Origin of the sequence: Pseudomonas sp. YH-1 (assembly GCF_051990045.1) — a bacterium.
Classification (GTDB): Bacteria; Pseudomonadota; Gammaproteobacteria; order Pseudomonadales; family Pseudomonadaceae; genus Pseudomonas; species Pseudomonas nicosulfuronedens.
Genome location: NZ_CP178184.1, coordinates 3781297 through 3807329, shown reverse-complemented (window position 1 = coordinate 3807329; position 26033 = coordinate 3781297). Strand labels below are relative to the sequence as shown.

At 65.8% G+C, this 26033-nt stretch carries 24 protein-coding genes; 9 read left to right on the top strand and 15 right to left on the bottom strand.

Features of this window, described 5'->3' with window-relative positions; genetic code table 11:
- Nucleotide 1: 1 nt before the first annotated feature.
- A complete protein-coding gene (locus tag ACKI1H_RS17635; RefSeq protein ID WP_440465770.1) occupies nucleotides 2-1168 on the bottom strand; it encodes an aromatic ring-hydroxylating oxygenase subunit alpha in 1167 nt (388 codons plus the stop codon).
- A gap of 465 nt (nucleotides 1169-1633) precedes the next feature.
- Here ACKI1H_RS17635 and ACKI1H_RS17630 point away from each other — a divergent pair, with 465 nt between their 5' ends.
- Nucleotides 1634-2275 carry an HD domain-containing protein gene (locus ACKI1H_RS17630; RefSeq protein WP_440465769.1) on the top strand — a complete coding sequence of 214 codons (642 nt, stop codon included), beginning with the start codon at nucleotides 1634-1636 and terminating at the stop codon, nucleotides 2273-2275.
- Here the strand turns inward: ACKI1H_RS17630 and ACKI1H_RS17625 are convergent.
- A complete protein-coding gene (locus tag ACKI1H_RS17625) occupies nucleotides 2272-3195 on the bottom strand; it encodes a LysR family transcriptional regulator (protein WP_138522896.1) in 924 nt (307 codons plus the stop codon). The genes ACKI1H_RS17630 and ACKI1H_RS17625 overlap by 4 nt on opposite strands.
- Before the next feature lie 150 nt (nucleotides 3196-3345).
- Here ACKI1H_RS17625 and ACKI1H_RS17620 point away from each other — a divergent pair, with 150 nt between their 5' ends.
- The 4 genes from ACKI1H_RS17620 (at nucleotide 3346) to ACKI1H_RS17605 (ending at nucleotide 8251) form a co-directional block, all read left to right on the top strand.
- Nucleotides 3346-4104: an SDR family NAD(P)-dependent oxidoreductase gene (locus tag ACKI1H_RS17620; RefSeq protein ID WP_138522894.1), complete on the top strand. Its 759-nt coding sequence runs from the start codon at nucleotides 3346-3348 to the stop codon at nucleotides 4102-4104.
- A gap of 406 nt (nucleotides 4105-4510) precedes the next feature.
- Nucleotides 4511-5257: a gluconate 2-dehydrogenase subunit 3 family protein gene (locus tag ACKI1H_RS17615; protein WP_440465768.1), complete on the top strand. Its 747-nt coding sequence runs from the start codon at nucleotides 4511-4513 to the stop codon at nucleotides 5255-5257.
- A 7-nt stretch (nucleotides 5258-5264) separates the two neighbouring features.
- On the top strand, nucleotides 5265-7028 hold the full coding sequence (locus ACKI1H_RS17610) for a GMC family oxidoreductase (protein ID WP_440465767.1): 1764 nt from the start codon (nucleotides 5265-5267) through the stop codon (nucleotides 7026-7028).
- A complete protein-coding gene (locus ACKI1H_RS17605) occupies nucleotides 7025-8251 on the top strand; it encodes a c-type cytochrome (protein ID WP_440465766.1) in 1227 nt (408 codons plus the stop codon). The genes ACKI1H_RS17610 and ACKI1H_RS17605 overlap by 4 nt, the downstream gene beginning before the upstream one ends.
- A 146-nt stretch (nucleotides 8252-8397) precedes the next feature.
- Here the strand turns inward: ACKI1H_RS17605 and ACKI1H_RS17600 are convergent, their stop codons facing one another.
- Nucleotides 8398-8718: a DUF2025 family protein gene (locus ACKI1H_RS17600; RefSeq protein WP_138522886.1), complete on the bottom strand. Its 321-nt coding sequence runs from the start codon at nucleotides 8716-8718 to the stop codon at nucleotides 8398-8400.
- Nucleotides 8719-9018: 300 nt separating this feature from the next.
- Here ACKI1H_RS17600 and sfnG point away from each other — a divergent pair, with 300 nt between their 5' ends.
- Nucleotides 9019-10113 (top strand): dimethylsulfone monooxygenase SfnG, encoded by a 1095-nt coding sequence (sfnG, locus tag ACKI1H_RS17595; protein WP_138522883.1) that lies wholly within the window; start codon nucleotides 9019-9021, stop codon nucleotides 10111-10113.
- Nucleotides 10114-10249: 136 nt separating this feature from the next.
- On the opposite strand, the gene ubiM is transcribed toward sfnG, so the two are convergent.
- From ubiM to ACKI1H_RS17555, 8 genes are all read right to left on the bottom strand, one after another.
- A complete protein-coding gene (gene ubiM / locus ACKI1H_RS17590) occupies nucleotides 10250-11422 on the bottom strand; it encodes a 5-demethoxyubiquinol-8 5-hydroxylase UbiM (RefSeq protein ID WP_440465765.1) in 1173 nt (390 codons plus the stop codon).
- A gap of 124 nt (nucleotides 11423-11546) precedes the next feature.
- On the bottom strand, nucleotides 11547-12665 hold the full coding sequence (locus ACKI1H_RS17585) for a sigma-54 interaction domain-containing protein (protein WP_138522879.1): 1119 nt from the start codon (nucleotides 12663-12665) through the stop codon (nucleotides 11547-11549).
- Nucleotides 12662-13846 (bottom strand): acyl-CoA dehydrogenase family protein, encoded by a 1185-nt coding sequence (locus ACKI1H_RS17580; protein ID WP_138522877.1) that lies wholly within the window; start codon nucleotides 13844-13846, stop codon nucleotides 12662-12664. Before ACKI1H_RS17580 ends, ACKI1H_RS17585 begins: the two co-directional genes overlap by 4 nt.
- A gap of 63 nt (nucleotides 13847-13909) precedes the next feature.
- On the bottom strand, nucleotides 13910-15055 hold the full coding sequence (gene ssuD / locus ACKI1H_RS17575; RefSeq protein WP_138522875.1) for an FMNH2-dependent alkanesulfonate monooxygenase: 1146 nt from the start codon (nucleotides 15053-15055) through the stop codon (nucleotides 13910-13912).
- 10 nt (nucleotides 15056-15065) lie between these two features.
- A complete protein-coding gene (gene msuE, locus ACKI1H_RS17570) occupies nucleotides 15066-15623 on the bottom strand; it encodes an FMN reductase (protein ID WP_440465764.1) in 558 nt (185 codons plus the stop codon).
- 165 nt (nucleotides 15624-15788) lie between these two features.
- Nucleotides 15789-16904 (bottom strand): saccharopine dehydrogenase family protein, encoded by a 1116-nt coding sequence (locus tag ACKI1H_RS17565; protein ID WP_440465763.1) that lies wholly within the window; start codon nucleotides 16902-16904, stop codon nucleotides 15789-15791.
- Between the two features lie 49 nt (nucleotides 16905-16953).
- Entirely contained in the window at nucleotides 16954-17355 is a 402-nt protein-coding gene (locus ACKI1H_RS17560) for a GFA family protein (protein WP_138522871.1), read from the bottom strand.
- Nucleotides 17356-17518: 163 nt separating this feature from the next.
- Nucleotides 17519-18658, bottom strand: a complete 1140-nt coding sequence (locus ACKI1H_RS17555; RefSeq protein ID WP_440465762.1) for an ATP-NAD kinase family protein — start codon at nucleotides 18656-18658, stop codon at nucleotides 17519-17521.
- A 250-nt stretch (nucleotides 18659-18908) separates the two neighbouring features.
- Here ACKI1H_RS17555 and ACKI1H_RS17550 point away from each other — a divergent pair, with 250 nt between their 5' ends.
- Complete coding sequence (locus tag ACKI1H_RS17550; protein ID WP_171049481.1) at nucleotides 18909-19082, top strand: PA1571 family protein; 174 nt, start codon at nucleotides 18909-18911, stop codon at nucleotides 19080-19082.
- A 30-nt stretch (nucleotides 19083-19112) separates the two neighbouring features.
- On the opposite strand, the gene pdxB is transcribed toward ACKI1H_RS17550, so the two are convergent.
- Nucleotides 19113-20261 carry a 4-phosphoerythronate dehydrogenase PdxB gene (gene pdxB, locus ACKI1H_RS17545; protein WP_440465761.1) on the bottom strand — a complete coding sequence of 383 codons (1149 nt, stop codon included), beginning with the start codon at nucleotides 20259-20261 and terminating at the stop codon, nucleotides 19113-19115.
- Between the two features lie 263 nt (nucleotides 20262-20524).
- Between pdxB and ACKI1H_RS17540 the strand changes: the two genes are divergently transcribed.
- Nucleotides 20525-21928, top strand: coding sequence for an MATE family efflux transporter (locus tag ACKI1H_RS17540; RefSeq protein ID WP_440465760.1), 1404 nt, complete (start codon nucleotides 20525-20527; stop codon nucleotides 21926-21928).
- Between the two features lie 173 nt (nucleotides 21929-22101).
- On the opposite strand, the gene rhtA is transcribed toward ACKI1H_RS17540, so the two are convergent.
- Complete coding sequence (rhtA, locus tag ACKI1H_RS17535) at nucleotides 22102-22977, bottom strand: threonine/homoserine exporter RhtA (RefSeq protein ID WP_138522863.1); 876 nt, start codon at nucleotides 22975-22977, stop codon at nucleotides 22102-22104.
- A gap of 52 nt (nucleotides 22978-23029) precedes the next feature.
- On the opposite strand from rhtA, the gene ACKI1H_RS17530 reads away from it, so the two are divergent.
- Nucleotides 23030-23632, top strand: coding sequence for a helix-turn-helix domain-containing protein (locus tag ACKI1H_RS17530; protein ID WP_138522861.1), 603 nt, complete (start codon nucleotides 23030-23032; stop codon nucleotides 23630-23632).
- Nucleotides 23633-23994: 362 nt separating this feature from the next.
- Here ACKI1H_RS17530 and phnX read toward each other — a convergent pair whose 3' ends face one another.
- Nucleotides 23995-24822, bottom strand: a complete 828-nt coding sequence (phnX, locus tag ACKI1H_RS17525; RefSeq protein ID WP_440465759.1) for a phosphonoacetaldehyde hydrolase — start codon at nucleotides 24820-24822, stop codon at nucleotides 23995-23997.
- Nucleotides 24823-24854: 32 nt separating this feature from the next.
- The gene (locus ACKI1H_RS17520; protein ID WP_440465758.1) at nucleotides 24855-25970 is read right to left on the bottom strand and encodes a 2-aminoethylphosphonate--pyruvate transaminase; all 1116 of its coding nucleotides are present in this window, start codon (nucleotides 25968-25970) and stop codon (nucleotides 24855-24857) included.
- Nucleotides 25971-26033: the final 63 nt, after the last annotated feature.

Here is a 26033-nt window from a genome sequence, read left to right as displayed (position 1 = left end):
CTCAGCGCTGCGCGCCGTGAATGCCCTGGAACACCAGGCGATGGAAGTGATGTACCAGGTGCTCGCTCTCGTTGCTGCGCTCGGCGTCGATCATGTAGCGGCCCTGGTCGTAGCCCATGGAGTGCAGGCCTTTCTGCACGCTGATGTTCAGGGCGATATCTTCGGGCCCCAACTCCTCGTTCATCCAGCGCATGCAGGCCTTGCTCACCTCGGCGGTCTGCTCGTTCGCCGAGTAGTAGCCGAAGCGCAGCAGCGAACGCTCGGCGTCCAGCGGAATCATGATGAAGGTGCCGAGGAACTCGGAGAACGGGAAGGTGTAGAAGGTGTTGTTCGGCCACAGGCCGATATTGAAGAAACACTCGTCGGGGTTGAGGTCGCTGCGCAGTTTCACGCCGTAGGCTTCGCCGGCCGCAACGTTCGCCGGGGCGATGTAGGTCCACCAGTTGTCGCGCTTGGTCAGTCGGTAGCCCTTGAAGTCGATCAGCTTGGCGAGGTCGATGTGACACGGCCCGGAGAGCTTGAAGTGATAGCCCTCGATGGAGTTGTCCATGATCACCTTCCAGTTGGCCGGGACGATGACGTCGGCCTCCTCGATCAGACGCATGTTGGCCAGGTTCGGGAATACCCGGTGCATCTCCTCGTCCGCGCCGGGGAACAGCTCGGCCAGCGACGGCGCGTTGGGGTCGAGGTTGAAGTAGAGGAAGCCGCCCAATTCCTCCAGGCGTACCTGCGGGATGGCGAACTCGTCCTTGTCGAAGTTCTTGATCCGCTCGCAGCGCGGTGCACTGCGCAACGTGCCGTCCATCTCGTAGCACCAGGAGTGGTAGGCGCAACGCACGATGCCCCCGGTGTTGCCGCGGCGCTCCTCCAGCAGGCGGTTGCCGCGGTGCTGGCAGACGTTGTGGAAGGCGCGGATGTCCCCACTGCGGCTGCGGGCGATGACGATACTCTGGTCGAACAGGTCGCAGACCACGTACTGGCCGATCTCGGCGAATTCACTCAGGTGCCCGGCGACGTGCCAGGAGCGCAGGAAGATGTTGTCCCGCTCGGCCTTGAACAGCGCCTCGTCGAAGAAATAGCGCGACGGCAGGGTGAAGGCCTGCTCCGGGTCCTGGCGGTCCCAGCCGTCGATGGAAGTACGCAGTTTCAGGCTCTCGATGGACGACATGTTCGACTCTCCTCGGCTTCTTCTGGCGTGGCCGGCTCATGGTCCGGCGGCTCGGTTCGAGGACAAATCTAGGGGCACCCCTGCGGTGACTCTTGATGAAAAACGACAAGTTTTCTGGGGGTTTGATCAAGCTGCCTTGGCCTCTCAAGTCAAGCCTGGAGAAGCCCCTCTCCCTAACCCTCTCCCTGAAGGGAGAGGGGACTAGATCGGTGCAAGCTGAAACCGTTGCGTCAGCCGGCACAGACGGCTCCCTCTCCCTTCGGAGCGGGGCGCGCAGCCAGGGCTGGGGAGAGGGCCACAGAAGTATCCGATAAAAGACATGACACCCCATTGGCAGCAAACGAACGACGGCTGTCCGGATTCGCTCCCTCGCTCTCGTTGTCCGCGCAAGGCCACGGATTTCCAATGGAACCGACCGCGATGCAACCCGCGCCGCGCCTTGCCAATCCAGCCCTGGAGCCCGCCATGAGCCTCGATCTGAACGGTGTCAAAGTTCCCGACAGCAGCCTCGCCAAGGCCATCACCGAGATGGTCCGTGACAACGCCACCCCGCTGCTCTTCCACCACTCTTCCCGCGTCTATTACTGGGGCGCACTGACTGGCGCGCGCAAGGGGCTGAAGTTCGATGTCGAGCTGCTCTACGCCGGTGCGATGTTCCACGACATGGGCCTGATGCCGCGCTATTGCAGCCAGTGCGAGCGTTTCGAAGTGGACGGTGCCGATTGCGCGGCGCAGTTCCTGCGCAGCCACGGCATCGCCGAGAGCGATATCGACACGGTGTGGACCGCCATCGCCCTGCACACCACGCCCGGCATCCCGCAGCACATGAAGCCGGAGATCGCCCTGGTCACCGCCGGGGTGGAAATGGACGTGCTGGGCATCGCCTACGAACAGTTCCCGGACGCCCAGCGTGACGCCGTGGTAGCCGCCCACCCGCGCGGCGGGCAGTTCAAGCAGGACATCCTGCAGGCGTTCTACGACGGTATCAAAGCCAAGCCGGAAACCACCTTCGGCAACGTCAAGGCCGACGTACTGGAAATGAAGGACCCAAGTTTCGTGCGCGGCAACTTCTGCGAGGTGATCCTGAACTCCGACTGGGCCAGCTAAGGCTCTTCGGCCAGGGGCGTGCCCAGCACGCCGGGCTCGCCCAGCAGCTGCGTCAGCCACTGCATGAAGGCGCGTACCCGCTGCGGCAGGCGGCGATGGGCATAAAGCAGGGAGATTTCCATGGGCGGCAGCGCAATGTGCTCCAGCACCGGCACCAACCGCCCCGCTTCCAGGTCATCCAGCACGCCATGGACAGGCACCTGGATGATCCCCAGCCCGCCCATGGCCGCGCTTTCGTAGGCTTCGGCGTTGTTCACCGACAGCGCACCGCCCATCGGTACGTAGCGCACCTCGCCATGATGCAGGTACTCAAAGCCCGGCGGCCGCGCGCCCAGCACGGTCACGTAGTGGATCAGCTGGTGTCCGGCAAGATCGTCCAGTGATTGCGGCGTACCTTTTTCGGCGAGATAGGACGGGCTGGCGCAGCTCACCTGCGGGAAATGCCCAAGGGTGCGCGCCACCACAGACGGGTCGTTCACCGCGCCGACCCGCACCACACAATCGAAGCCCTCGCGCACCAGGTCGACGCGTCGGTCAGTGCAGCTCACTTCCAGCTCCAGCGCCGGGTGCCGCGCGAGGAATTCGCCCAGGCGCGGCATCACCAGCTTGCGCGCCATCACCGTTGGCATGTCCACCCGCAGGCGGCCGCCGAGGGCTCCGTCGTCCTGGCGGAACAGGCCCTGGAGTTCGTCGAGCTGGGCCAGCATGTCCTTGCTGCGCTCGTACAGCACCAGGCCGTCCTGGGTCGCGGTGACGCGCCGCGTGGTGCGTTGCAGCAACCGCGTGCCGAGCAGTTCCTCCAGTGCCTGGATGTGCTCCGAAACCGTGGAGCGCGGCAGGCCGAGCTGCTCTCCGGCCTGGGTGAAGCTGGCCAGCTCGGTGACACGGATGAAGGTGCGAAGGAGGTCGGGGCGGATCATGGTGTGGTCCTCACTGGGGAGCGCCGACAGGTCTATTGTTCGCCATTACCGACCATTCTTTCCGATTTCAGACGATTTATCACAAGACAATCGAACAATAAGCTTCTTCTCAATCCCACCCGCTCTCCCTCTCAGGAAAGGAGCTTCGCCATGACCCGCAAGATCGCTCTCATCACCGGCGCCAGCCGTGGCCTTGGCCGCAACGCCGCCCTGCACCTCGCCGCTGCCGGCGTCGACATCATCGGCACCTACCGCAGCCAGGCCGACGAAGCCCACGCCGTCGCCGCCGAGATCGAACAGCACGGCGGCCGCGCCGTGATGCTGCCACTGGACGTGGCCGACAGCGCCGGTTTCGCCGCCTTCGCCGAGCAGATCCGTGCCACCCTCGGCGAGACGTTTGGCCGGCAGCACTTCGACTTCCTGGTGAACAACGCCGGCATCGGCCTCTACGCCAGCTTCGCCGAGACCAGCGAGGAGATGTTCGACCAGCTGATGAACATCCAGCTCAAGGGCCCGTTCTTCCTGACCCAGAAGCTACTGCCGCTGATCGCCGATGGCGGCCGCATCCTCAACGTATCCAGCGGCCTGACGCGTTTCTCGCTGCCTGGCTACGCCGCCTACGCGACCATGAAAGGCGCGATGGAAACGCTGACCAAGTACCAGGCGAGGGAGCTGGGCGCGCGTGGCATCGCGGTGAACATCCTGGCCCCCGGCGCCATCGAGACCGATTTCGGCGGCGGCAGGGTGCGCGACGACGCGCAGCTGAACCAGCAGATCGCGGCGAACACCGCGCTGGGCCGCGTCGGCCTGCCGGACGACATCGGCGCGGTGATCGCGGCCCTGCTCTCCGAAGGAGGCCGCTGGATCAACGGCCAGCGCGTGGAAGCCTCGGGCGGCATGTTCCTCTAACCGCCCTGGCGGGTACCTGCTTTTCGTAGGATCGAGCTTGCTCGCGAACATTCCCCGCAGTGAGCGGTTCGCGAGCAAGCTTTTTCCTACAAGCCCCTCGTCTCTGGAAACCGCTCTAGCTCGCGGATTTTCTCAAATTTCGCAATAAATATTTACCGCGAAAATTCCTGCAACATTCTGTTACGGCCTCTAGTCTAAAAACGCGCGTGGAGAAGACGAATCGCAGATTCCGCCTGGGCGAAGGACCCGTTCAGCCGATCTGCACAGCGCCCCGATAGGGCGACTTCGCACCCACGCTCCACTCATCCGGCACGCGCCGGGAGTGCAGATCACCGTGAACTGACCTGGCAACACGCGTCCCATGCCCCTCGACAACGAGCGGACGGGTGTTGCCTCAGGAGCCGAAATGACCGAATACCCCAAGGGCTTCACCCGGCGCCAGCTGCTGAAGTCTTCCGCCGCGTCCCTGGCCGTCGGCGCCGCCGCCAGCGCCCAGGCCGCCACCGTGATCGGCACGCCGAAATGGCTGCCCTTCGACCACAATGGCCCGCTGCACTACGACAGCCCCGGCTGGCAGTTCTTCACCCCCGAAGAAGCCACCGAAGTGGAAGCGATAGTCGAACAACTGATTCCCGCCGATGAGCTGAGCGTCAGCGGCAAGGATGCCGGCTGCGCGGTGTTCATCGACCGCCAGTTGGTCAGCGACTACGGCGACTTCGGCCGCCTGTACATGCAAGGCCCCTTCACCCCCGGCACGCCGGCGCAGGCCGACCAATCGCCGCTGACGCCCTGCGAGCGCTACCGCATCGGCCTGGCGGCGCTGGGCAAATATTGCCAGGCCACCTTCCAGAAGCCTTTCAGCGCCCTGCCCCCCGAGCAGCGCGACAAGGTGCTCGGTGAGCTGGAAAAAGGCGCCATCCGCCTCGAGGGCATCGACGCCAAGCTGTTCTTCCAGCAACTGCTGGACAACACCATGGAAGGCTTCTTCGCCGACCCGATCTACGGCGGCAATCGCGACATGGTGTCGTGGAAGATGCTCGGCTTCCCTGGCGCACGCTACGACTACCGCGACTACATCGGCCTGCACAACCAGAAGCTGAACCTCACGCCGCTCTCCATCATCGGCAGCTCCGCCTGGACCAAGAAGGGTTAAGCGCACCATGGCCAAGAAACTACCTTCCACCGACGTCGTGGTTGTCGGGCTCGGCTGGGCGGGCTCGATCATCGCCCATGAGCTGGCCGACGCCGGCCTCAATGTCATCGGCTTCGAACGCGGCCCCTGGCGCGACACCGCCAGCGACTTCAACCTTGCCTCAGCAGCAGACGAACTGCGCTACAACCGCCGCCAGGAACTGATGCTGCGTACCCGGCAGAACACCTGCACCATGCGCAACAAGGAGTCGGAAACGGCGTTGCCCATGCGCGCCTGGGGCTCGTTCCACCCCGGCAACGGCACCGGCGGTGCTGGCAACCACTGGGCCGGCATTACCTTCCGCTTCCAACCCGAGGAATTTCGCCTGGCCAGCCACCTGAAGGAGCGCTACGGCAAGGAAGTGCCTGCCGAGCTGACCCTGCAGGACTGGGGCACCACCTGGGAAGAGATGGAGCCGCACTATGACGCCTTCGAGCGGCTGGCTGGCGTTTCCGGGAAGGCCGGCAACCTGGCCGGCCAGATCGTCGAAGGCGGCAACCCCTTCGAGGGCGCGCGCTCACGCGAGTACCCCAACCCGCCCACCGCGCAGACCTATGCCCCGACGCTGTTCGCCGAGGCCGCAAGCAACCTGGGCTACAAACCCTTCCCGGTGCCTTCGGCGCTGGCCTCCCAGGGCTATACCAACCAGTTGGGCGTGACCATGGGGCCCTGCACCTTCTGCGGCTTCTGCACCAACTACGGCTGCGCCAACTATTCCAAGGCCAGCGCCATCGTCAACGTCATGCCCGCGCTGATCCGCAAGCCCAACTTCAGTGCCCGGACCAACTCCGAAGTGCTCAGGGTGACAATGGACAGCACCGGCAGCCGCGCCACCGGCATCGTCTACGTCGATTCCAGCGGAGAACAATGGGAGCAGCCGGCGGACATCGTGGTGGTGGCCGCGTTCATCTTCGAGAACGTACGGCTGATGCTGCTCTCCGGCGTCGGCGAGCCCTACAACCCGATCGCCAACACCGGCACCACCGGGCGTAACTTCGCCTACCAGACGGCCAATAGCGTCAAGCTGTTCTTCAAGGACAAGAACTTCAACCCGTTCATCGGTGGCGGTGCCATCGGCATGGGCATCGACGAATTCAACAACGATAACTTCGACCACTCCGGGCTCGGCTTCGTCGGCGGCGGCAGCACCCGCGTGACACCGATCGGCGCCGCGCCCATCGACTCGCGCCCCACGCCACCCGGCACACCGGCCTGGGGCTCGGCATGGAAGAAGGCCACGGTGGAGAGCTATCTGAGCAACATGTCCATCGGCTGCGAAGCCAGCAGCTATTCCACGCGCGGCAACTACCTGTCGCTGGACCCCAACTACAACGACCCCCATGGCCGACCGCTGCTGCGCATCACCTTCGATTTCCCGGAGAACGACCTGAGGATGGCGCAATACTGCACCGACAAGGTCGCCGAGATCGCCCGCAGCATGAACCCGCAGCAGATAGTCCCGGCGCCGCGCAAAGGCCCCTGGTCCAATACCTCCTACCAGTCCTCGCACATTGTCGGCGGCTTCATCATGGGCGCCGACCCGAAGAACAGTTCGGTGAACAAGCACCTGCAGGTCTGGGGCGTGCCCAACCTGTTCGTGGTGGGCTCTTCGGCCTTCCCGCAGAACCCCGGCTACAACCCCACCGGCACCGTTGGCGCGCTGGCCTTCAAGGCCGCCGATGCGATCCGCCGGCTGTACCTGAAGCGCCCCGGGGAGATGATTAGCGTATGAAGACCCTTCTCTCTCTGGGCACCCTCGCCCTGCTCGGCCTCAACCTGCAGCCAGCCTTCGCCGGAACCGCCGCGGACTCCTACAACCTGGTTGAAAAGGGCCGCTACCTCGCCGTACTCGGCGACTGCACCGCGTGTCACACCATCCCCGGCCAGGCGCCCTTCTCCGGCGGCGTGGCCATCGAGACACCGTTCGGCAAACTGGTCGGCGCCAACATTACCCCCGACCCGGAAACCGGGCTGGGACGCTGGAGCTTCGAGGACTTCCAGGCCGTCATGTCCACCGGACACAGCCGTGGCGGCAAGCGTCTGTATGGCGCCATGCCATTCACCGCCTATACCAAGGTGCGCCGTGAGGACAACCTGGCGCTCTGGGCCTACCTGCAGACCCTGCAGCCGGTGCACAACCCGGTGGAAACCAACCAGCTGCCCTTCCCCTTCAGCGTACGCACCAGCCTGATCGGCTGGAACTGGCTGAACTTCACCCAGGGCGAATTCGTGCCCGCGCCGGACAAGTCGGCACAGTGGAACCGTGGCGCCTACCTGGTGGAAGGCCTGGGCCACTGCGGTACCTGCCACACGCCGAAGAACCTGATTGGCGGTGACGACAACGACCACTTCCTCGCCGGCGCCAACCTGCAGGGCTGGGTTGCCCCGGACATCACCGCGAACCCGCACAGCGGCATCGGCCAGTGGAGCACCGAGGACCTCGTGCAGTACCTGAAAACCGGTGCCAACCGCTTCGACATCGCCTCCGGCCCCATGGCCGAAGCGGTGGAGAACTCCACCCAGCACTGGACCGACGAAGACCTGCTGGCGGTGGCGGTGTACCTCAAGGATGGCGCGGCGGGCAAAGCATCACCGGCGCCAGTGGCAGCCACCGACGCAGCGATGGTCGCGGGCAAGGCGATCTACGCCGACCGCTGCTCGGCCTGTCACGTGAGTAGCGGTGCCGGTGTGAAGAACCTGTTCCCGACACTGGCTGCCGCCCCGCTGGTCAACAACGACGACCCGACCTCGCTGATCCGCGTGGTACTGGCCGGCAGTCGCGCCGGCGGTACCGATGCTGCGCCGACGACGCCGGCCATGCCCTCGTTCGCCTGGAACCTCAGCGACGACAACATTGCCGATGTGCTGACCTATGTACGCAATACCTGGGGCAATGCAGCGGCACCGGTCACCACCAGCCAGGTTGCAGATCTGCGCAAGGAACTGGCCCAGTAAGGCGCAAAGAGCGTTGGAGCGGACTTTATCCGCTCCAACGCATCCTGCTGTCTCGTACTCCGCAGGAGCGGGCCCGCGAACCCCTCCCCGGCTTCGCGCTGCCCGGCGCCCCGCCCCTGCGAACGCCCGGCGCCCGGGCGTGGCAATCACTTCAGATGACGCTCGGCGGCGATCTCCGGCAGGTCGGTGCGACGCAGGTAGGTGAGCAGTGCCTCGTTCAGATTCAGGCGATCATGGATGTTCTGCTCGGCGAGGATCTGCAGGCATTCGCGGCTCAGGGTCATCACCAGGCCGTTCTTCTGCGCCCAGACGAACTCGCAGGACGGGCGGATGCTGTCCTCGGCCACATCCATGCCGAAGGAATCCTCGCTGAAACGCACGATGTACTTGCCGGTCTTGAGGTTGAAGCCGACGAAGCCCGACAACCCGTCGGCGGCAGTGCAGATATCGCTGGAAGTGATGGCCATGGTGGTGCCCCTGGATTTTTCCTGTTATGGATTCGCACGCAGGAGGTCCCCGCTTCTATGAGCGGGTGAACGTCGAATTCTGACAGCGTTGCCGGCGCCTGCTCAGGGGCCGGTTGTCGCACCCCGCGCTGTTGCCTGGGCAACAGTTGGCCAGCAGCGTTGCACCAGAAGGAACAGCAGCCGCTGTCCCGGCCAATCACCAAGTGTCTGATCCGCCAGAAATTTCCTCTCGTGGCACGGCTTTCGCTCTGCTCACCCTGCGGCACCTTCGCCGCTGTGCAGCCCCGAGGAGCCCGAGCCATGAGCCAACAACCGATCCGCTTCGCCTACTGGGTCCCCAACGTCAGCGGCGGCCTGGTGGTCAGCAAGATAGAACAGCGCACCCACTGGGACATCGATTACAACCGCCAGCTGGCGCGCATCGCCGAGGATGCGGGGTTCGACTACGCGCTGACACAGATCCGCTTCACCGCCGGCTACGGCGCCGAGTACCAGCACGAGTCGGTCGCTTTCAGCCACGCGCTGCTGGGCGCCACCGAAAAGCTCAAGGTGATCGCCGCCATCCTCCCCGGCCCCTGGACGCCGGCACTGGCGGCCAAGCAACTGGCGACCATCGACCAGCTCACCGCCGGACGCATCGCCGTGAATATCGTCAGCGGCTGGTTCAAGGGCGAGTTCCAGGCCATCGGCGAGCCCTGGCTGGAGCACGACGAGCGCTATCGCCGCTCGGAGGAATTCATCCGCGCCCTGAAGGGCATCTGGACCCAGGACAACTTCACCTTCAAGGGCGACTTCTATCGCTTCCACGATTACAACCTGAAACCCAGGCCCATCCAGCGCCCGCACCCGGAAATCTTCCAGGGCGGCAGCTCGCGGGCTGCCCGTGACATGGCTTCGCGCGTATCCGACTGGTATTTCACGAACGGCAACAGCGTGGAAGGCATCAAGGCCCAGGTGGACGACATCCGCGAAAAAGCCGTCGCCAACGGGCACTCGGTGAAGATCGGGGTAAACGCCTTCGTCATCGCCCGCGACACCGAGGAAGAAGCCCGCGCGGTGCTCGCCGAGATCATCGACAAGGCCGACCCGGAAGCGGTGAACGCCTTTGGCCACGCGGCGAAACAGGCCGGTGCGGCGTCACCGGAGGGCGAAGGCAACTGGGCCAAGTCCAGCTTCGAGGACCTGGTGCAGTACAACGACGGCTTCAAGACCAACCTGATCGGCACGCCGCAGCAGATCGCCGAGCGAATCGTCGCGCTCAAGGCCGTGGGCGTGGACCTGGTGCTGGCGGGCTTTCTGCACTTCCAGGAAGAGGTGCGCTACTTCGGTGAAAAGGTACTGCCGCTGGTGCGCGAGCTGGAGCAGAAGAAAGCGCGGCAGACCGAAGCGGCCTGATAACCAGGGATTCGGCGCACCCGATCGTCTCCAGGCCGGACCACAGGCGGACTTTGGTTCGCGAGCAAGCTCGCTCCTACGAAGAGCACACCGAAAGTCCCAGTGACTGTAGGAGCGAGCTTGCTCGCGAACGCCCTCAGGCGCCCTGTGTCAGGTGCTTCGCAATCGCCGTGCGCAGCGGCGGCAGGTTCTGCGCCAGGCGCAGGCCGGCATTGCGCAGCAGACGAACTGGCGGGCGCGGGTCGGTGTACATGCCGACGATCAATCGGGTGGCCTGGTAAAGCGGCCAGGTCGCCAGGCGGTGAGCCATGGCGTAGCGGCGCAGCGGCCAGGTACCGCCGATATCGCCGCCCCGGCGATGGGTAGCAAGGATTTCATTGGCCAGCCGACGCTGGCTCTGCAGACCGAAGTTGAAGCCGTGCGCGGTGACCGGGTGCATGCCGACGGCGGCATCACCAATCAGCGCACTGCGCGGACCGACGAAACGATCCGAGTACACCCCGACCAACGGGTAGCTGTGACGCGGGCCGAGCAGCTCCATGCCGCCCAGACGGCGGTCGAAGCGACGCTCCATCTCATGGGCAAAGGCCTGCTCGTCCAGTTCCAGCAGCGGCGCCATCTCGCGCTGCGGCAAGGTCAGCACTACGGAGGAGCGGTCGCCATTGATCGGCAGCAGCGCCAGGGTCTGTCCGTAGCCGAACCATTCCCAGGCGACGTTGTGGTGCGGTTTCTCATGGGCCATGCGGCAGACCATCATGGTCTTGCCGAAGTCCTCCATACTCGCACCGATACCCAGCATGCGGCGAGTCTCGGAAAAGCGACTGTCGGCGGCGACCAGCAGGCGCGCATGGACGCGGCTGTCATCGTCCAGGGTCAGCGCCACGCCATCCTGCCGGACCTGCAGCGAACGCAAGGCGCGTCCGCACACCAGCGAGACATCCGCGCACTCGTGCACTGCGTCGAACGCAGCGCGGCGGATCATCTGGTTGGAGACGAAATACCCCAGTTGCTCGGCGCCGGCCTGCTCGGCCTCGATGCGCAGGGTGAACAGCGAAGGGCCATTGAGCACCTGGGCATCGCGCAGCGGCGAGACTTCCTCGGGATCGATCCGTGACCACATCCCCAGCCGCTGCAGTTCGGCGCGGGAGGCATGGGTCAGGGCGATCTCCCGGCCGTCCTCGGCAGGCTCGGACACGGCGGCCAGCGGCTGGCGGTCGATCAGCAGGATCGACAGGCCGTTGCCCGACAGCGAGCGGGCCAGGCAAAGCCCGGCGGGGCCGGCGCCGACGATGGCGATGTCCACGTGCATGGGTGACTCCTTTCGCTTGGGATGGGCGGTCCCGGAGTCTAGGCTGGCCACTGGCCCGTTTCGTTGCCGTGGATCAGTGGCCCGCGGCGAATACCTCCAAATAGACAGGCCCAAGCAGCAGGCCCTAGATCGACAGCCGCACGCCCCGCTGCGGGTCGATCACCGTCGCCCCCCGGCGCTTGTTCACCACCAGCTCGCCGATTTCGATCAGCCGCGTGCGCGTGACGTTGCGGCTCAGCCCAAGCAGATTGGCGGTGTGCACCTGGTTGCAGTGGCAGAAGCGATAGGCCGCGCGCAGCAAGGCGTCTTCCACGCGGGCATGCAGGTTGCCGCCCTGCTCTTCGAACAAGCGCTGGAAGGCCTGCTGGAGAATCTGCTCGGCACCCAGGGATTCCAACCGTGGTTCTTCGCTGCGCTCGATGCGCAGGTTCGACAGGTGCAGGTCTTCGGCACGCACCACGCCGTCGCGGCAGATCAGCAGCGTGTGGTGGATGACGTTTTCCAGCTCGCGGATGTTCCCCGGCCAGGAATAGCTGCGCAGTTTCTGCGCGGCTTCCGCGCTCAGCTGGCTCTGGCCGTAGCCCAGGCGCCGGCTGTACTCGGCGATGAAGTGGCGGGTCAGGGGGAGGATGTCGCCGGGTCGCTCGCGCAGCGGCGACAACTCCAGGCTGACGACATTGAGCCGGTAGTACAGGTCCTCGCGGAAATGCCCGGCGTTGATCGCCTTCTCCAGCTGCACGTTGGTGGCCGCCAGCACCCGCACGTTGATCGGAATGCTCTTGCGCGAACCCAGGCGCACCACCTCGCGCTCCTGCAGGACACGCAGCAGCTTGACCTGGATCGGCATCGGCAAATCGCCGATCTCGTCGAGGAACAGGGTGCCGCCGTCGGCTTCCTCGAACCAGCCGGCCTTGGCCGCCAGCGCGCCGGTGAAGGCCCCCTTCTCGTGGCCGAACAGCTCGGCCTCGACCAGGGATTCGGAGAAGGCCCCGCAGTTCACTGCCACGAACGGCCCGCTGCGTCGTGAGCTGAGGTTGTGAATGTGTCGCGCCACCAGCTCCTTGCCAGTGCCGGTCTCGCCGATGATCAGCACGCTCGCTTCGCTGGGCGCGACCTGCTGCAGGTGGTCGAGCAGCGCCTGGGATTTCGGGTCCTCGAAAACCTGGGCGGTAGCGCGGATGGAAGTGGCCAGCGCGGGGGATTTGGGCAGGGTCAGCAGACCCTCGGGGGTGGTCGCGTTCATGAGTAGAAAGTCGGTTGCGGCAGTTGCTGGTTCAGCGCCCAATCACCCAGCTCGCGAACCTTGTAGTCCACCGGGTCGTGCAGGGTCTGGGTGCGCAGGTTGCGCCAGTAGCGGTCGATGCGCAGCGCGGCGTGGGTGGAGCGCGCACCGGTGACCTCGAACAGGCGGTTGCAGATTTCCAGGCCGTTGCGAGTAGCGGCGACCTTGGCGGTGGCGATGGCCACGGCCAGCCGCCCGCGTTCGTCGGCATCCAGCGCAGCGCCCTTGCTCCAGGCTTCGTCGAGCAGTTGTGCGGCGCGACGGACCAGCAGGCGCGTGCTTTCCAGGCCGACCCAGAACTCGCCGTAATGCGCGAGCACGTAGGGGTCCTCGCCGACCGTGGCGGCACTGGAGCGGAACCACGGACGGGCCTCCTTGAGCGTGTATTGCCGCGCTTCCTCGAAGGCGCCTTCGGCGATGCCGAGGAAGACATGGGTGAAGATCAGCTGCGCGATCAGCGGGCGCAGGCAGGCGAACGGCGTGCTCAGCGGGCCCGGATCGAGCAGCAGCTCGCTCTCCTCCACCCGCACGCGCTCGAAGGTGGCGCTGCCGCTGTCGGTCTGGCGCTGGCCCATGTTGTCCCAGTCGTGGCCCAGGCTGATGCCGCTGCGCGCGGTGGGGATGGCAGCGATCAGCAGCTTGCCGCCCTCGCCGTCGAGTGCCGAAGCGATGAGCATTTCCGAGTCCAGCGCGCCGGAGCAGAAGCTCTTGCGTCCGGAGAACTCGCGCCAGCCGGCGAAGGTGCGCGAAACGGTGCGGGTATCCAGCGGATTCAGCGCGTTGCCCCAGAACCATCGATTGCGCGCGGTCAGCTCGAACCACGGCTGCCACTGCTCCGGGCGGGAGAACAGGCGCACGGTTGCCAGCATCAGGTGCTGGAAGCCGAAGACGTGGGCGATGGAGCTGTCGACCACGGCAAACTGGCGCACGACGTCCAGCGTGGTGCTCCAGTCCGCACCCAGGCCGCCGTACTCGGTGGGGATGATCAGCGACAGCAGTCCGCTCTGGCGCAGCGCATCGCGCTCGGCCTTCGGCGTCCCGCCACGGATGTCACGCTCGGCGGCGGTTTCGGCGAAACCGGCGGCCAGGCGCTGGGCGATCTGCCCGGGTGTCTGTGCGTCGAGACGCGTATTGGCGTTCACGCTCGCTTCCTCTTCTATCGATTCGGGATGCGCCGGGCTCCTGCCCGGCACATCAGGGGGATCTCAACCGGCCTTGCGTCCGGGCAGCACGTCGTTGGCGATCATCTCGCCGAAGGGCCCGGTGAGATTGGTCACGCCGCGCCCGGCGAGGCTCGCATAGGGCTCGGGCAGCAGCGGGAAGACCAGCTCGGCGAAGCGGTAGGCCTCTTCCAGGTGCGGGTAGCCGGAGAAGATGAAGCTGTCGATCCCCAGGTCCGCGTATTCCCTGATGCGCTCGGCGACCTGCTGCGGATCACCCACCAGTGCGGTACCGGCGCCGCCGCGTACCAGGCCGACACCGGCCCAGAGATTGGGGTAGATCTCCAGTTGGTCACGGCGGCCGCCGTGCAGCGCGGCCATGCGCCGCTGGCCTTCGGAGTCGAAGCGGGCGAAGGACTTCTGCGCGTTGGCGATGGTCTCGTCGGAGATGTTGGCGATCAGCTTGTCGGCGGCCTGCCAGGCTTCTTCGGCGGTCTCGCGGACGATCACGTGCAGGCGAATGCCGAACTTGACGGTGCGGCCCTGTTTTGCGGCTTTCTCGCGCACATCGGCAATCTTCTGCGCGACCGCTTGCGGCGGCTCGCCCCAGGTCAGGTAGACGTCCACCTGCTCGGCGGCCAGATCGTGAGCCTCGGCGGAGGAGCCACCGAAGTACAGCGGCGGATAAGGCTTCTGGATCGGCGGATAGAGCGCCTTGGCGTTCTCCACCTGCAGGTGCTTGCCATTGAAGTCCACGGATTCGCCCTGCAGCACGCGGCGCCAGATACGCAGGAATTCATCGGTGACTTCATAACGCTCGGCATGGCTGAGGTGGATACCATCGCCGCGATTTTCATCCGGATCGCCGCCGGTGACCACGTTGATCAGCAGGCGTCCGCCGGACAGCCGATCCAGGGTCGCGGCCATGCGCGCGGACACGGTCGGCGAGATGATCCCTGGACGGATCGCCACCAGGTAACGCAGGCGCTCGGTCAGCGGCGCCAGGGCCGAGGCGACGACCCAGGAATCCTCACAGGAACGGCCGGTGGGAATCAGCACGCCGTAATAGCCGAGGGAATCGGCAGCCTGGGCGATCTGTTTCAGGTACGGCAGCGACACCGGGCGCGCGCCCTCGCTGGTGCCGAGGAAATGACCGTCGCCGTGGGTCGGCAGGAACCAGAACACGTTCATCGCGGGCTCCTCAGGCGGTCTTGCGCAGTTGCGGGCGGACGAACAGCGGCGCGGCGCGTTCGGCGGCCAGCTGTATGCGGGCGCGCAGGGTGTCGCTGGTGATCTGGTAGTTGGCGAAGTCCGCTTCGCTGGCGTACACGCCGATGGGCAGCGTGATCGACTGGAAGAAGCTGAACAGCGGGCGCAGCTGGTGGTCGAGGACCAGCGCGTGGCGCTCGCTGCCGCCGGTGGCGGCGAGCAGTACCGGGGTGTCGATCAGGGCGTTCATGTCCACCAGGTCGAACAGGTGCTTGAGCAGGCCCGGATAGGAGCCGCGGTAGACCGGCGACGCAACCACCAGCAGGTCGGCGGTCTCGATCTCGCGCAGGGTGGCTTCCAGCTCGGCGGAGAGCTCCTGGCGCGACAGTGCGGCGCCCAGCGGGCGGGCGATGTCGGCCAGTTCGATGACTCGGGCGTCTACCGGAAGCTGCTCGCCGAGGGCGTCGAGCACGGCCTGGGTGAGCACCAGGGTGCGCGAGGGGCGATAGGTGCCGCCGGAGACGGCGACCACTTTGATGGGGCTGGTCATGGGTTTTCCCTGTTGACTGTTGCGCTAGGTACAGAGGCCTAGAGCAAGGGGCGTACCAACAGGAAAATGTGCGATTTCAGGGCACTTCAGCCGGTTTTCCCGGTGCTTCGTGTCACTGTGGCAACAGCGCTGCTGATCGACTGTTGCCCTGGCAACACCCAAGGCTCAGTGCGCGGCCATTTCGCGCAGGCCGTGGGAGATGTTCAATCCTTCCAGCTCGGCCACGTACTCGCCGGTAGTGAGCAGGCCGATGCAGGGTGTGGCGCCACGCTGACGCAACTGCCCCGCCGCCAGCTTGCGCGCCAAAGCCACCGCCGCCATGCAGGGAATGTTCGGGCCGTGGTCTTGCTGCGCGAGCATTTCCCAGCACAGCGCCAGCGGCTTGCCGTCGCCATCGACGCCCTGCAACTGGACGAACATGCCACTGCGCCCGTCGCCCAAGGGCTCCATCGCCACAGCGATGCGGTGCAGGCCGGCGCCCAGGCGCGCGGCATCCTTCACCAACCCGGCACGCACCAGCCAGGACAGGCCCCAGGTGCCGAACTGGGTAAGGCCCAGGCCAAGGCCGGCGGAGAAATGCACGTCCTGCACGCCGGGGTAGCGCTGCGGGAACAGGTCGAGGTCCGGTACGTCACAGTGGGCCAGCCAGCGTTGCCCCAAGGGAGCCGGAAAACGGTGGCGATTCAGCCCCTGCCAGCCGTGCACGTCCTGCCAGCGACCCTGGCGCCACTGGCGCAACGGCTTGCCACAGTAGCCCAGCACCGCGGATACCGTGGCCTGGCCGGGAATCTTCGCCGAGGAACTGATGCCGTGGTGGATGCTGTCCAGGCGCTGGAAGCGCGGCAGCAAATCGTCGATCACCGAGGCGGCCAGCGCAGGCACCGAACTGGCGCCGCTACAGACCAGCACCCCGGCGCTGCGCGCGGCACGATCGAGTTCGTGGATGCCGCAGACGAATTGGCGAGCGTCGGCCAGGTCGATGTAGTGCGCGCGGGCGCCGATGGCGGCGCGGGCGACGCGGTAATCCTGCCCCTGGAAAGGGCCGGCGGTGGAGATCACCAGGTCGACTTTCAGGTCGTTGAGGCGGCCGGCCAGCGTCGGCTGGTTCATGTCCAGGCAAACCGCCTCGCCGCCTACCTGCGCGGCCAGCTCATTGGCGCGCCGTTGGTCGCGCCCGCCCACCAGCACGCGGATGCCGTCGATGCCGCTGAGGCGGCGCACGATCAGGCTGCCGAAGTTGCCGTAGCCGCCCAACACCAGCACGCGAAATTTCCGTTCCATTGCCACTGACCCTGTTGCTCCCTGACTGCTGCTGGCGGTGCCAGCTCCTTCATCCCGGCTTTGCGCCCCCGTAGCGGGGCAGATTGTCCTCCAGCGGCCACCAGGTGGCGCGGGAATCGACGTAGTAATGTGCTTCGAGCTTTGTCCGCACGGGCTCGTCCAGGGTTCCCGCACGCACCCGCAAAGTTTCCGGCAACGCATCGCGGGCGCTGTAGATCGGCGATCCGCAGGTGCGGCAGAACACGCGTTTCTTCTCTGGCGTAGCGCGGTACTCGGCCAGCTCGGACTCACCGCTGAGCAGGCGAAACGCCACGCGATCCACGGGAAGGTTGGTGGCGAACGGCCCGCCCTGCGCCTTGCGGCACTGGCCGCAATGGCAGACCTGGATTGGCGCCAGCTCGCCGCTGATCTCGTAGCGCACCGCGCCGCACAGACAACCGCCGGTATGCATGGCCCTGCTCCCCGCCCAGTTTCACGAAGCGATGGAGTCTAGATCAGGCCCGGTGACATGCACCACCGTACTGAGGGGTGGTTCGGCTTTCGCGGCTGCCGCCTCACTACAGATGGCCATGGCAGACGCCAGCACCAGCGGTGCCGACGCGGCGGATAACGCGCTACACGGACGGCTGGTCGTCGCTGCCCCAGCCCAGCGGATAGAGCAGTTCTTCCTTGTAGCCGGCCCACACCCTCACGGCCGCCGGGAAGCTCGCGTCCAGTTCGGTATCCCCGCTGTCCACCAGCAGCGGCCGGCCTTCGAGGGTGCCGAGCTTGCGCTTGGTGGCGACCACCCGCAGGCGCTCGATACCGATGGCGCGCAGCACACGCGGGCTGATCTGCTGGTTGCCGCGTCCGAGGATGTGTCCTTGCCCGCCGATGGCGGTGACCAGCAGGAAGGCTGGATGCCCGCTCACCAGCTCGAACAACTGCGCCTCGGTGACATCATGGGCGATCACTTCGCCGTTCTCGATCACGTCGACGCCCAGCAACGTAGTGTCCAGGTGCAGGTCGGCGGCCAGCCCGTGCAGGGTCGAACCGGGCCCGAAGACGTAACGCACGTCGTCTTCCCAGCTGTCTTCCAGCCAGGCGGCAAGATCGGCCAGCACCAGTTCCTCGGTCTCCATGCCGGCCTGCTTCACATGCTGCATGAAGTGACCTTCCTCGGGCACCGTCAGTTCGGCATACCAGCGCGCAGCGACACGACCCTCGCGCAGCGCCGCTTCGTCAAGGTCGCGCACTTCGCCCTGGGTCAGGCGCACCAGCCCGCCGTCCACCAGCCGCCGCGCCAGTTCTCCGGCGGCGCGCGGGCTGATGGTATAGACCCCGGAATGGATTTTCACGCCGGCCGGAATGCCCAGCACGGGCTGGCCTTCGCGGGCCACCTCGGCCACATCCCGCGCGGTGCCATCGCCGCCAGCAAAGAGAATCAGCGCCACGCCGGCCTCCTGCAACGCCTGCACGGCGTGACGGGTATCTGCCGCGCTGGTCTGCGCCTGCTCCAGTTCGCCCACCAGACGATGGGCAAAGCCCATGTCCGCCAGCAGATCAGCCCCCATGGCGCCGGGGAAGGAGAGGAACTCCAGGCGCTCGCACACCGGCAGCAGGTACTCCAGCGCAACACGCGTGCGCTCTGCCGCCCGAGGTTCGGCGCCGCGCGCCAAAGCCAGCTCCGCGACGCCGTCACTGCCCTTGAGCGCGGTCGGGCCGCCGATACCGGCCAGCGGATTGATGATCAGCCCTATGCGAATCCTGTCCATACTCATCCTCGAGGGAAACTTCTTCGAACCACCGGTGCAACGCCGGGTCGGACCAAGGAGCGGCAAATCCCGAACCACTATAACGACAAGCAAACGACCGGGGACTTCGCGATTGGCACGCAATCTGCGAGGGCATTACGGTCGTCTGTCTTCGGTGACGGTTCTTCGGCGCTGCCCTGCGCAGCCTCTGTCACCGGGGTTTCATCTGATCTGCCTAGACTGCAATGCACTGATGTAGAGGAGATTGGCCATGAGCCTGCAAACCCACCGTGAATCCACTCCCCGCCCCGCTCCGCGCAATCCGCAGCAACCAGTCGGCGGCTCGATCATCGATGCTCAGGGCCGTGAAGTCCCGATCACCGAAGACATGATCCAGCGTGCCTGCCAGGAACTGGACAAGACCTGCGAGCCGCCGCGCCGCTGAGCGGACTCAAAGCACGGCGACGCGTGCGCCCTACTCCCCGACCCGGTTGGCGCCCAGCGCGGTCAGCAGGCTTTCCAGGCGCGGAGAGTCGCCCTGGATGTCTACCCACAGCCCGGTGATCTCCCGGCGCGGCGGGTAGTGCTTGCGTAACGCGTCAAAGGCTGCCCGCCGGGTCTGGGTGTCCCCTGCCAGGCTACGGCGGAAATTGGCGTCATCGCTGCGCGGGTCGTACACCGCACGGCAGAGCATCGCCAGCGCCCACTCCGGGTCGCATTCTTCCTTCAGGCTCAATTCGGCCAGCCATTGCGTGGGCAGCAGGTCGTCCAGGTCGACGGCCGGTGCGCTTTGCTGCCAGGCGCAGAAAGCCTCGTAGATCTGCGCCGTGCCGCGCAGCTTGCCGTCCAGGCTGTAGCCGGCGATGTGCGGGGTGGCAATGCGGCAGAGTTCGGCCAGACGTACGTTCACTTCCGGTTCGCCTTCCCAGACATCCAGCGCGACGTCGATGTCGGCGCCGGATTCCAGGTGGATACGCAGCGCCGTGTTGTCGACCACGCCGCCCCGGCTGGCGTTGATCAGCCAGGTGCCGGGACGCAGCGCCTTGAGACGCTGCGCGTCGATCAGGTGGCGCGTCGGGTTTTCACCGTCGCGGGTCAGCGGCGTATGCAGGCTGATGACGTCGCACTCGCGCAGTACTTCTTCCAGGCTGCGGAAATCACCGCCTTCAGCGGCGGCACGCGGCGGGTCGCACACGCGCACGTCCCACCCCAGGCCGCGCAGCACATCCACCAGGCGGCCGCCCACCTGTCCTGCGCCGACCACGCCATAACGGCGTTCGGACAGCTTGGCGCCGTGCACTTCGGCCAGCACCAGCAGGCTGCCCAGCACCCAGTCCACCACACCGCGCGCATTGCAGCCGGGCGCACTGGACCAGACGATGCCGGCCTTGGCGAAGTAGTCGAGGTCCAGGTGATCGGTACCGATGGTGCAGGTGCCGACGAATTTCACCTGGCTGCCTGCGAGCAGCTCGCGGCTGACATCGGTCACCGAGCGAACCAGCAGGACTTCGGCGTCGCCCAGGGCGGCGCGATCGATGCTGCGTCCGGGCAGGCGACGGATGTCGCCATGGGCGCCGAAGAAGGCTTCGACCAGGGGGATGTTTTCATCGGCAAGGATACGCATGGGCAGGCTCCAGAAATCGGCTGCGGGTACTTTACCAGCGCTGCTGCGCGCGGTCCCGCACAGCCATGCAGGGCGCATAACCTGGAACAGGTTATGCGCCGCTCCCTTCAAGGCGGATAACGCTGGCGCGTTATGCGCCCTACGTCAGCGCCGATCCTTCAGCCCTGCGCGCGGTCCCGCGCGACACAGGCAAGACTTCCTGACTGACGCGTCAGCCCTTAAACTGGCCGGCTTCCCGCCAATTCTTCTTGCCAAGGAAAGCCGTGACCAGCCTCACCCAGCCCGTCTCTCGCGGACGGCGCACCGCCATCGAACTCAAGGAACTGCTGACCCTCGCAGCACCCATCATGATCGCCCAGCTGGCGACCACCGCCATGGGCTTCGTCGATGCGGTGATGGCTGGCAGCGTGGGGCCGCGCGACCTGGCCGCAGTGGCGCTGGGCAACTCGATCTGGATTCCGGTGTTCCTGCTGATGACCGGCACCCTGCTCGCCACCACCGCCAAGGTGGCCCAGCGCTATGGCGCGGGCGACCAGGCCGGCACCGGCCCACTGGTGCGCCAGGCGCTGTGGCTGGCGCTGCTGGTTGGCCCGCTGGCGGGCGCGACATTGTGGCTGCTGTCCGAGCCGATCCTGCGGGCGATGAAGGTCGAGGAAGCCCTGATCGAACCCAGCTGCTTCTACCTGCGCGGCATCGCCTGCGGCCTGCCGGCGGTGGCGCTGTACCATGTGCTGCGCTGCTTCAGCGACGGCCTGGGGCGCACCCGGCCGAGCATGGTGCTGGGCATCTGCGGGCTGATGCTGAACATCCCGATCAACTACGTGCTGATCTACGGCCACCTCGGCTTCCCGGCCCTGGGCGGCCCCGGCTGCGGCTGGGCCACCGGCTCGGTGATGTGGTTCATGCTGCTGGGCATGCTGGTGTGGGTGAACGGGGCCAAGGTCTACAAGCCGAGCCAGCTGTTCAGCCACTGGGAGCTGCCGCAACCGAAGGTGATCGGCAGTCTGGTCGCCGTCGGCCTGCCCATCGGCATTGCGGTGTTTGCCGAGTCCAGCATCTTCTCGGTGATCGCGCTGCTGATCGGCGAACTTGGCGAGAAAGTGGTGGCGGGCCACCAGGTGGCGCTGAACTTCAGTGCACTGGTGTTCATGATCCCCTACTCGCTGGCCATGGCGGTGACCGTGCGCGTGGGCCAGTCCCTCGGCGCCGGCGCACCGCGCGATGCGCGCTTCGCTGCCGGCGTGGGCATGGGAGCCGCGCTGGCGTACGCCTGCGTATCCGCCAGCGGCATGCTGCTGATGCGCGAACACATCGCCGGGCTCTATACCCAGGACCCTGAGGTACTGGCGCTGGCCGCCACGCTGCTGGTGTTCTCGGCGCTGTTCCAGTTCTCCGACGCGGTGCAGGTCACCGCCGCCGGCGCGCTGCGCGGCTACCAGGACACCCGCGCGACCATGATCATGACCCTGTTCGCCTACTGGGGCATCGGCCTGCCGGTCGGCTACAGCCTCGGCCTCGCCCACTGGCTGCAGGAACCCACCGGCCCGCGCGGGCTGTGGGAAGGCCTGATCGTCGGCCTGACCTGCGCGGCGGTGATGCTGTGCATCCGCCTGTCGCGCAGCGCCAGACGGCAGATCGTGCTGAAGGAAATGCGCACAGCGGGATAACGAACGTCCCATGACGCAAAAAGCCGCCCGAGGGCGGCTTTTACTTGGGGAAATCCTGCAGGAAAAGCAACGGGGTAGGATGGCGTGGAGCGCAGCGATACCCATCAATTTCGTGCACGGACAGCATGGGTATCGCTTCGCTCCACCCATCCTACGAACAGCCCCTTTCGCGCTCAGTCGGTGACCAGCGCCGGCTTCGGCCGGCTGCTCAGCGTAGTGCCCACCGAGGCGACAATGATGGCGCCGATGGCGATCCACTGGTGCGACGTCAGTTGCTCGCCGAGGAACACCAGGCCGGACAGCGCGCCGAACGCTGGCTCGATGCTCATCAGGGTGCCGAAGGTGCGCGCCGGCAGACGGGTCAGGGCGACCATCTCGAGGGTATAGGGCAAGGCACTGGAGAGGATCGCCACGCCCAGCAAAGCCGGGAACAGGCTGACATCGAACAGCGCCATGCCACTGTGCACGAGGCCGATCGGCGCCACGCAGATGGCCGCGATGCTGATGCCCAGCGCCGCACCCTGCGCGCCCAGGTCATTACCGGCACGCTGGCCGAAGATGATGTAGAGCCCCCAGCAGACACCCGCACCCAGCGCCAGGGCGGCGCCCTTGGGATCGATGCCGTTGCCGAAGTCGGCGATGGGCAGCAGCAGGCCGAGGCCGACCACGGCGATGGCGATCCACAGGAAATCGATGGGTTTGCGCGAATAGAACAGCGCCACCGCCAGCGGCCCGGTGAACTCCAGCGCCACGGCGACGCCCAGCGGGATGGTCTGCAGCGCCATGTAGAAGGTCAGGTTCATCAGGCCCAGGGTCACGCCATAGATGAACAGCGGCTTGAGCGGCTTGCCACGCAGCGAAGTGCGCCACGGTCGAAGGATCGCCAGCAGGAGGATAGCCGCGAAGATCAGACGCATGGAGGTCACGCCTTCGGCGCCGAGCACCGGGAACAGGCTCTTGGCGACCGACGCGCCGGTCTGGATCGAGGCCATGGACACGATCAGGATGAGAATGGGGAAGGCAGTGGAAATGAAGCGAGAGCGAGGCATGATGCGGACCTGAACAGGCGTTGCAACGGTTGGGATTTCTTGGTTGACTGTTATGCGCAACATAATGCGCAAAAAGGCCAGAATGAGCAATATACTGCCCACTCCTTCCGAACGTCCCAGCGTCCTGGTGCACGTCGCCGATAACGTGAAGACTCACCGCCGTAGCGCCGGCTTCAGCCAGGACGCGCTGGCCAAGGCCTCGGGCGTCAGCCGGCGGATGCTGGTTGGCATCGAGAGCGGCGACACCAATGTCAGCCTCGCCACCCTTGACCGCATCGCCGCCGCCCTGCGCGTGACCTTCGCCGACCTGGTGCGTCCGCCCTCCACCGGCGGCCTGACCCGTGTCGACGCGGTAGCCTGGGGCGGCCAGCAGGCCGACAGCCGCGGCACCCTCCTCGCCAGCACCCCCGCGACCCGCCAGGCCGAGCTGTGGCATTGGTCCCTGGCACCCGGCGACCGCTACAACGCCGAGCCCGATGCCGAAGGCTGGTACGACATGGCCTACGTGATCGAAGGCCGGCTGACCATCGTCCTCGCCGAAGAGACAGTGGACGTCGAGGCCGGTGGCTTCCATGTGTTCAAGAGCAACCAGCCGTTTTCCTACCAGAACCATGGGGATGTGCTGGTGCGGTTTGTGCGCAACGTCGTGAATTGAATGTCGCGATCAATGTTTAAGCGCCGCATCGGCGCGTGCTGGTAGTTCTGGTTTCGCCTCTCGGCGAGTCCCTTTTGTCAAACGCCACAAAAGGAACCAAAAAGTCTTGCCCCTCCATCCGGTTTTTCGCTTGGGGCGAAAAATGCCCTCGTTGATTCGAAGTTTCAGGGGCACGCCGCGAAGGGCCATCCCTGGCCCATCGCGGCTCTCGCGACATCCATGTCGCTCAACCCCTGAAACTCCGAATCAACGAGGCCTCCTGAAAGGGGCAGTTCGGAGTGTGCGGACATTTCTCTGGAAGACCTCTGGAGCCAAAAGAAAAAAGCCCGCATCGAGCGGGCTTTTTGGGCTGGAGCAAACGGTCAGCTGCCCTGTGGCATCTCCCCCCGCGCCAGGCGCGCATTGATATCGGCGATCACCGCCGGCAGTTCGACGATGGTGTCGATCAGGTAGTGCGGCCGCGAGCCCTCGAACATCTGCCCGATGCGACGACGCTCCTGATCGAGCTTCTCGGCCGGCAGCGCCTTGTACTGCTCGTAGGTCAGCCCAAGGGCGTTGCCCGAGCAGGTCAGCGCCACGGTCCACATGCCGGCGCTACGGCCCTCGAGGATGCCCGGCCAGGTGTCGTCGACCTTCACGCAGGCTGCCACGTCGTTGATGCCCAGGGCGATCACGTTGGCCAGCGCCTGCGCCGGGTGCGGACGGCCGTTGGGCACTTCATCGGTGGCGACCACGTGGTCGGCGACGTAGCCGTTGGTCTTGGCCAGGGCAACGACCTTCTCCATCACCACCGCCGGGTAACCGGAGCAGGAACCGACCTTCAGCCCGCCTTTGCGTACAGCAGCAATGGCGTCCAGTGCGCCGGGAATCAGCGCCGAGTGCTCGGCGATCTTCTCGATCTGCAGCGGCATGAAACGCTCGTAGATGGCAGTGACGTCGTCGTCGCTCGGCACACGGCCGAACTTGGCCTTGTAGCGCTCGGCGATGGCCGGGATATCGCACAGGGTACGGATGTGGTCCCACTTGCCCATGCCCATCGGGCCGCGGGCTTCTTCCAGGCTGACCTGCACGCCGAACTCGGCGAAGGCCTCGACGAAGATCTGGGTCGGCGCGAAGGAGCCGAAGTCGACCACGGTGCCGGCCCAGTCGAGGATGACAGCTTGCAGTTGCTTGGGTTGTTCGTAATTCATGGCGTTCAATCCTGTGAGAATTCGGGCGGGCGTCAGATTTCGAAGACTTCCATTTCCTTCAGCGTTTCGGCGATGGCCGCGACTGCAGCGCGCATGCCGCTGGCGTCGACCTGGCCGATGCAACCGACGCGGAAGGTTTCTACCTGGGTCAGCTTGCCCGGGTAGAGGATGAAGCCCTTCTCGCGCACCCGGTTGTAGAACTCGGTGAAGCTGTAGCGAGCATCACTCGGGGCGTGGAAGGTGACGATGATCGGCGCCTGGATTTCCGCCGGCAGGAAGCTGCGGAACCCGAGCTCGGCCATCTCCGCCAGCAGAGTCTGGCAATTGTTTGCGTAACGCTGATGACGGGCCGCGAGACCGCCCTCTTCCTCGTACTGGCTCAGCGCTTCGTGCAGCGCAGCCACCACGTGGGTAGGCGGAGTGAAGCGCCACTGGCCAGTCTTGGCCATGTAGGCGTGCTGGTCCTGCAGGTCCATGGACAGCGAGTGGCAGTTGCCGGTGCTGGCATTCAGGGCGGAGCTGCGGGCGAAGACGAAGCCCATGCCTGGCACGCCTTCCAGGCATTTGCCGGAAGCGGCGATCAGCGCATCGAAGGGAATGTGGCGAGCGTCGATGTCCAGCGCGCCGAAGGAACTCATGGCATCGATGATCAGGCGCTTGCCGTGGGCCTCGATGACCCTGGCGATGTCCTGCAGCGGATTGAGGATGCCGGTGCTGGTCTCGCAGTGGATCAGGGCGACGTGGGTAACACTGGGGTCTTCAGTGAGCAGGCGATCGACGTCGGCGGCGGTGGTCGGCACGTCCTCTTCGGTTTCGAAGGTGCTGAACTCGCGGCCGATCACCTGGCAGATCTTCGCCAGGCGCTTGCCATAGGCGCCGTTGATCAGCACCAGCACCTTGCCGTCACGCGGCACCAGGGTGCCGATGGCGGCTTCGACGGAAAAGGTACCGCTGCCCTGCAGAGGAACGCAGGTGTGGGTCGCTTCGCCGTGAATGATCGCCAGCAGGCGCTTACAGACGTCGGCGGTCAGGTCGTTGAAATCGCGGTCCCAGGAACCCCAGTCGACCATCATGGCGCGACGGGTGCGGGGGGACGTGGTCAGCGGACCGGGAGTCAGCAGGATGGGGGCTCGCTCGGCAGTGCTCATGCTCGATTCCTCTTTCTTGGGAACGTCGTCAGGGCTGAATTCGGTTGGGCCGGGCGGGTTCGC

Coding starts and splice junctions, on each gene's coding strand:
- ACKI1H_RS17550 (WP_171049481.1), top strand. CDS start 18,909: ATGAGCCTGCAAACCCACCGTGAATCCACTCCCCGCCCCGCTCCGCGC.
- ACKI1H_RS17615 (WP_440465768.1), top strand. CDS start 4,511: ATGACCGAATACCCCAAGGGCTTCACCCGGCGCCAGCTGCTGAAGTCT.
- pdxB (WP_440465761.1), bottom strand. CDS start 20,261: ATGCGTATCCTTGCCGATGAAAACATCCCCCTGGTCGAAGCCTTCTTC.
- ACKI1H_RS17635 (WP_440465770.1), bottom strand. CDS start 1,168: ATGTCGTCCATCGAGAGCCTGAAACTGCGTACTTCCATCGACGGCTGG.
- ACKI1H_RS17585 (WP_138522879.1), bottom strand. CDS start 12,665: ATGAACGCGACCACCCCCGAGGGTCTGCTGACCCTGCCCAAATCCCCC.
- ACKI1H_RS17565 (WP_440465763.1), bottom strand. CDS start 16,904: ATGGAACGGAAATTTCGCGTGCTGGTGTTGGGCGGCTACGGCAACTTC.
- ACKI1H_RS17625 (WP_138522896.1), bottom strand. CDS start 3,195: ATGATCCGCCCCGACCTCCTTCGCACCTTCATCCGTGTCACCGAGCTG.
- ubiM (WP_440465765.1), bottom strand. CDS start 11,422: ATGCACGTGGACATCGCCATCGTCGGCGCCGGCCCCGCCGGGCTTTGC.
- ssuD (WP_138522875.1), bottom strand. CDS start 15,055: ATGAACGTGTTCTGGTTCCTGCCGACCCACGGCGACGGTCATTTCCTC.
- sfnG (WP_138522883.1), top strand. CDS start 9,019: ATGAGCCAACAACCGATCCGCTTCGCCTACTGGGTCCCCAACGTCAGC.
- ACKI1H_RS17520 (WP_440465758.1), bottom strand. CDS start 25,970: ATGAGCACTGCCGAGCGAGCCCCCATCCTGCTGACTCCCGGTCCGCTG.
- ACKI1H_RS17620 (WP_138522894.1), top strand. CDS start 3,346: ATGACCCGCAAGATCGCTCTCATCACCGGCGCCAGCCGTGGCCTTGGC.
- ACKI1H_RS17610 (WP_440465767.1), top strand. CDS start 5,265: ATGGCCAAGAAACTACCTTCCACCGACGTCGTGGTTGTCGGGCTCGGC.
- rhtA (WP_138522863.1), bottom strand. CDS start 22,977: ATGCCTCGCTCTCGCTTCATTTCCACTGCCTTCCCCATTCTCATCCTG.
- phnX (WP_440465759.1), bottom strand. CDS start 24,822: ATGAATTACGAACAACCCAAGCAACTGCAAGCTGTCATCCTCGACTGG.
- ACKI1H_RS17560 (WP_138522871.1), bottom strand. CDS start 17,355: ATGCATACCGGCGGTTGTCTGTGCGGCGCGGTGCGCTACGAGATCAGC.
- ACKI1H_RS17630 (WP_440465769.1), top strand. CDS start 1,634: ATGAGCCTCGATCTGAACGGTGTCAAAGTTCCCGACAGCAGCCTCGCC.
- ACKI1H_RS17555 (WP_440465762.1), bottom strand. CDS start 18,658: ATGGACAGGATTCGCATAGGGCTGATCATCAATCCGCTGGCCGGTATC.
- ACKI1H_RS17600 (WP_138522886.1), bottom strand. CDS start 8,718: ATGGCCATCACTTCCAGCGATATCTGCACTGCCGCCGACGGGTTGTCG.
- ACKI1H_RS17605 (WP_440465766.1), top strand. CDS start 7,025: ATGAAGACCCTTCTCTCTCTGGGCACCCTCGCCCTGCTCGGCCTCAAC.
- ACKI1H_RS17530 (WP_138522861.1), top strand. CDS start 23,030: ATGCGCAACATAATGCGCAAAAAGGCCAGAATGAGCAATATACTGCCC.
- msuE (WP_440465764.1), bottom strand. CDS start 15,623: ATGACCAGCCCCATCAAAGTGGTCGCCGTCTCCGGCGGCACCTATCGC.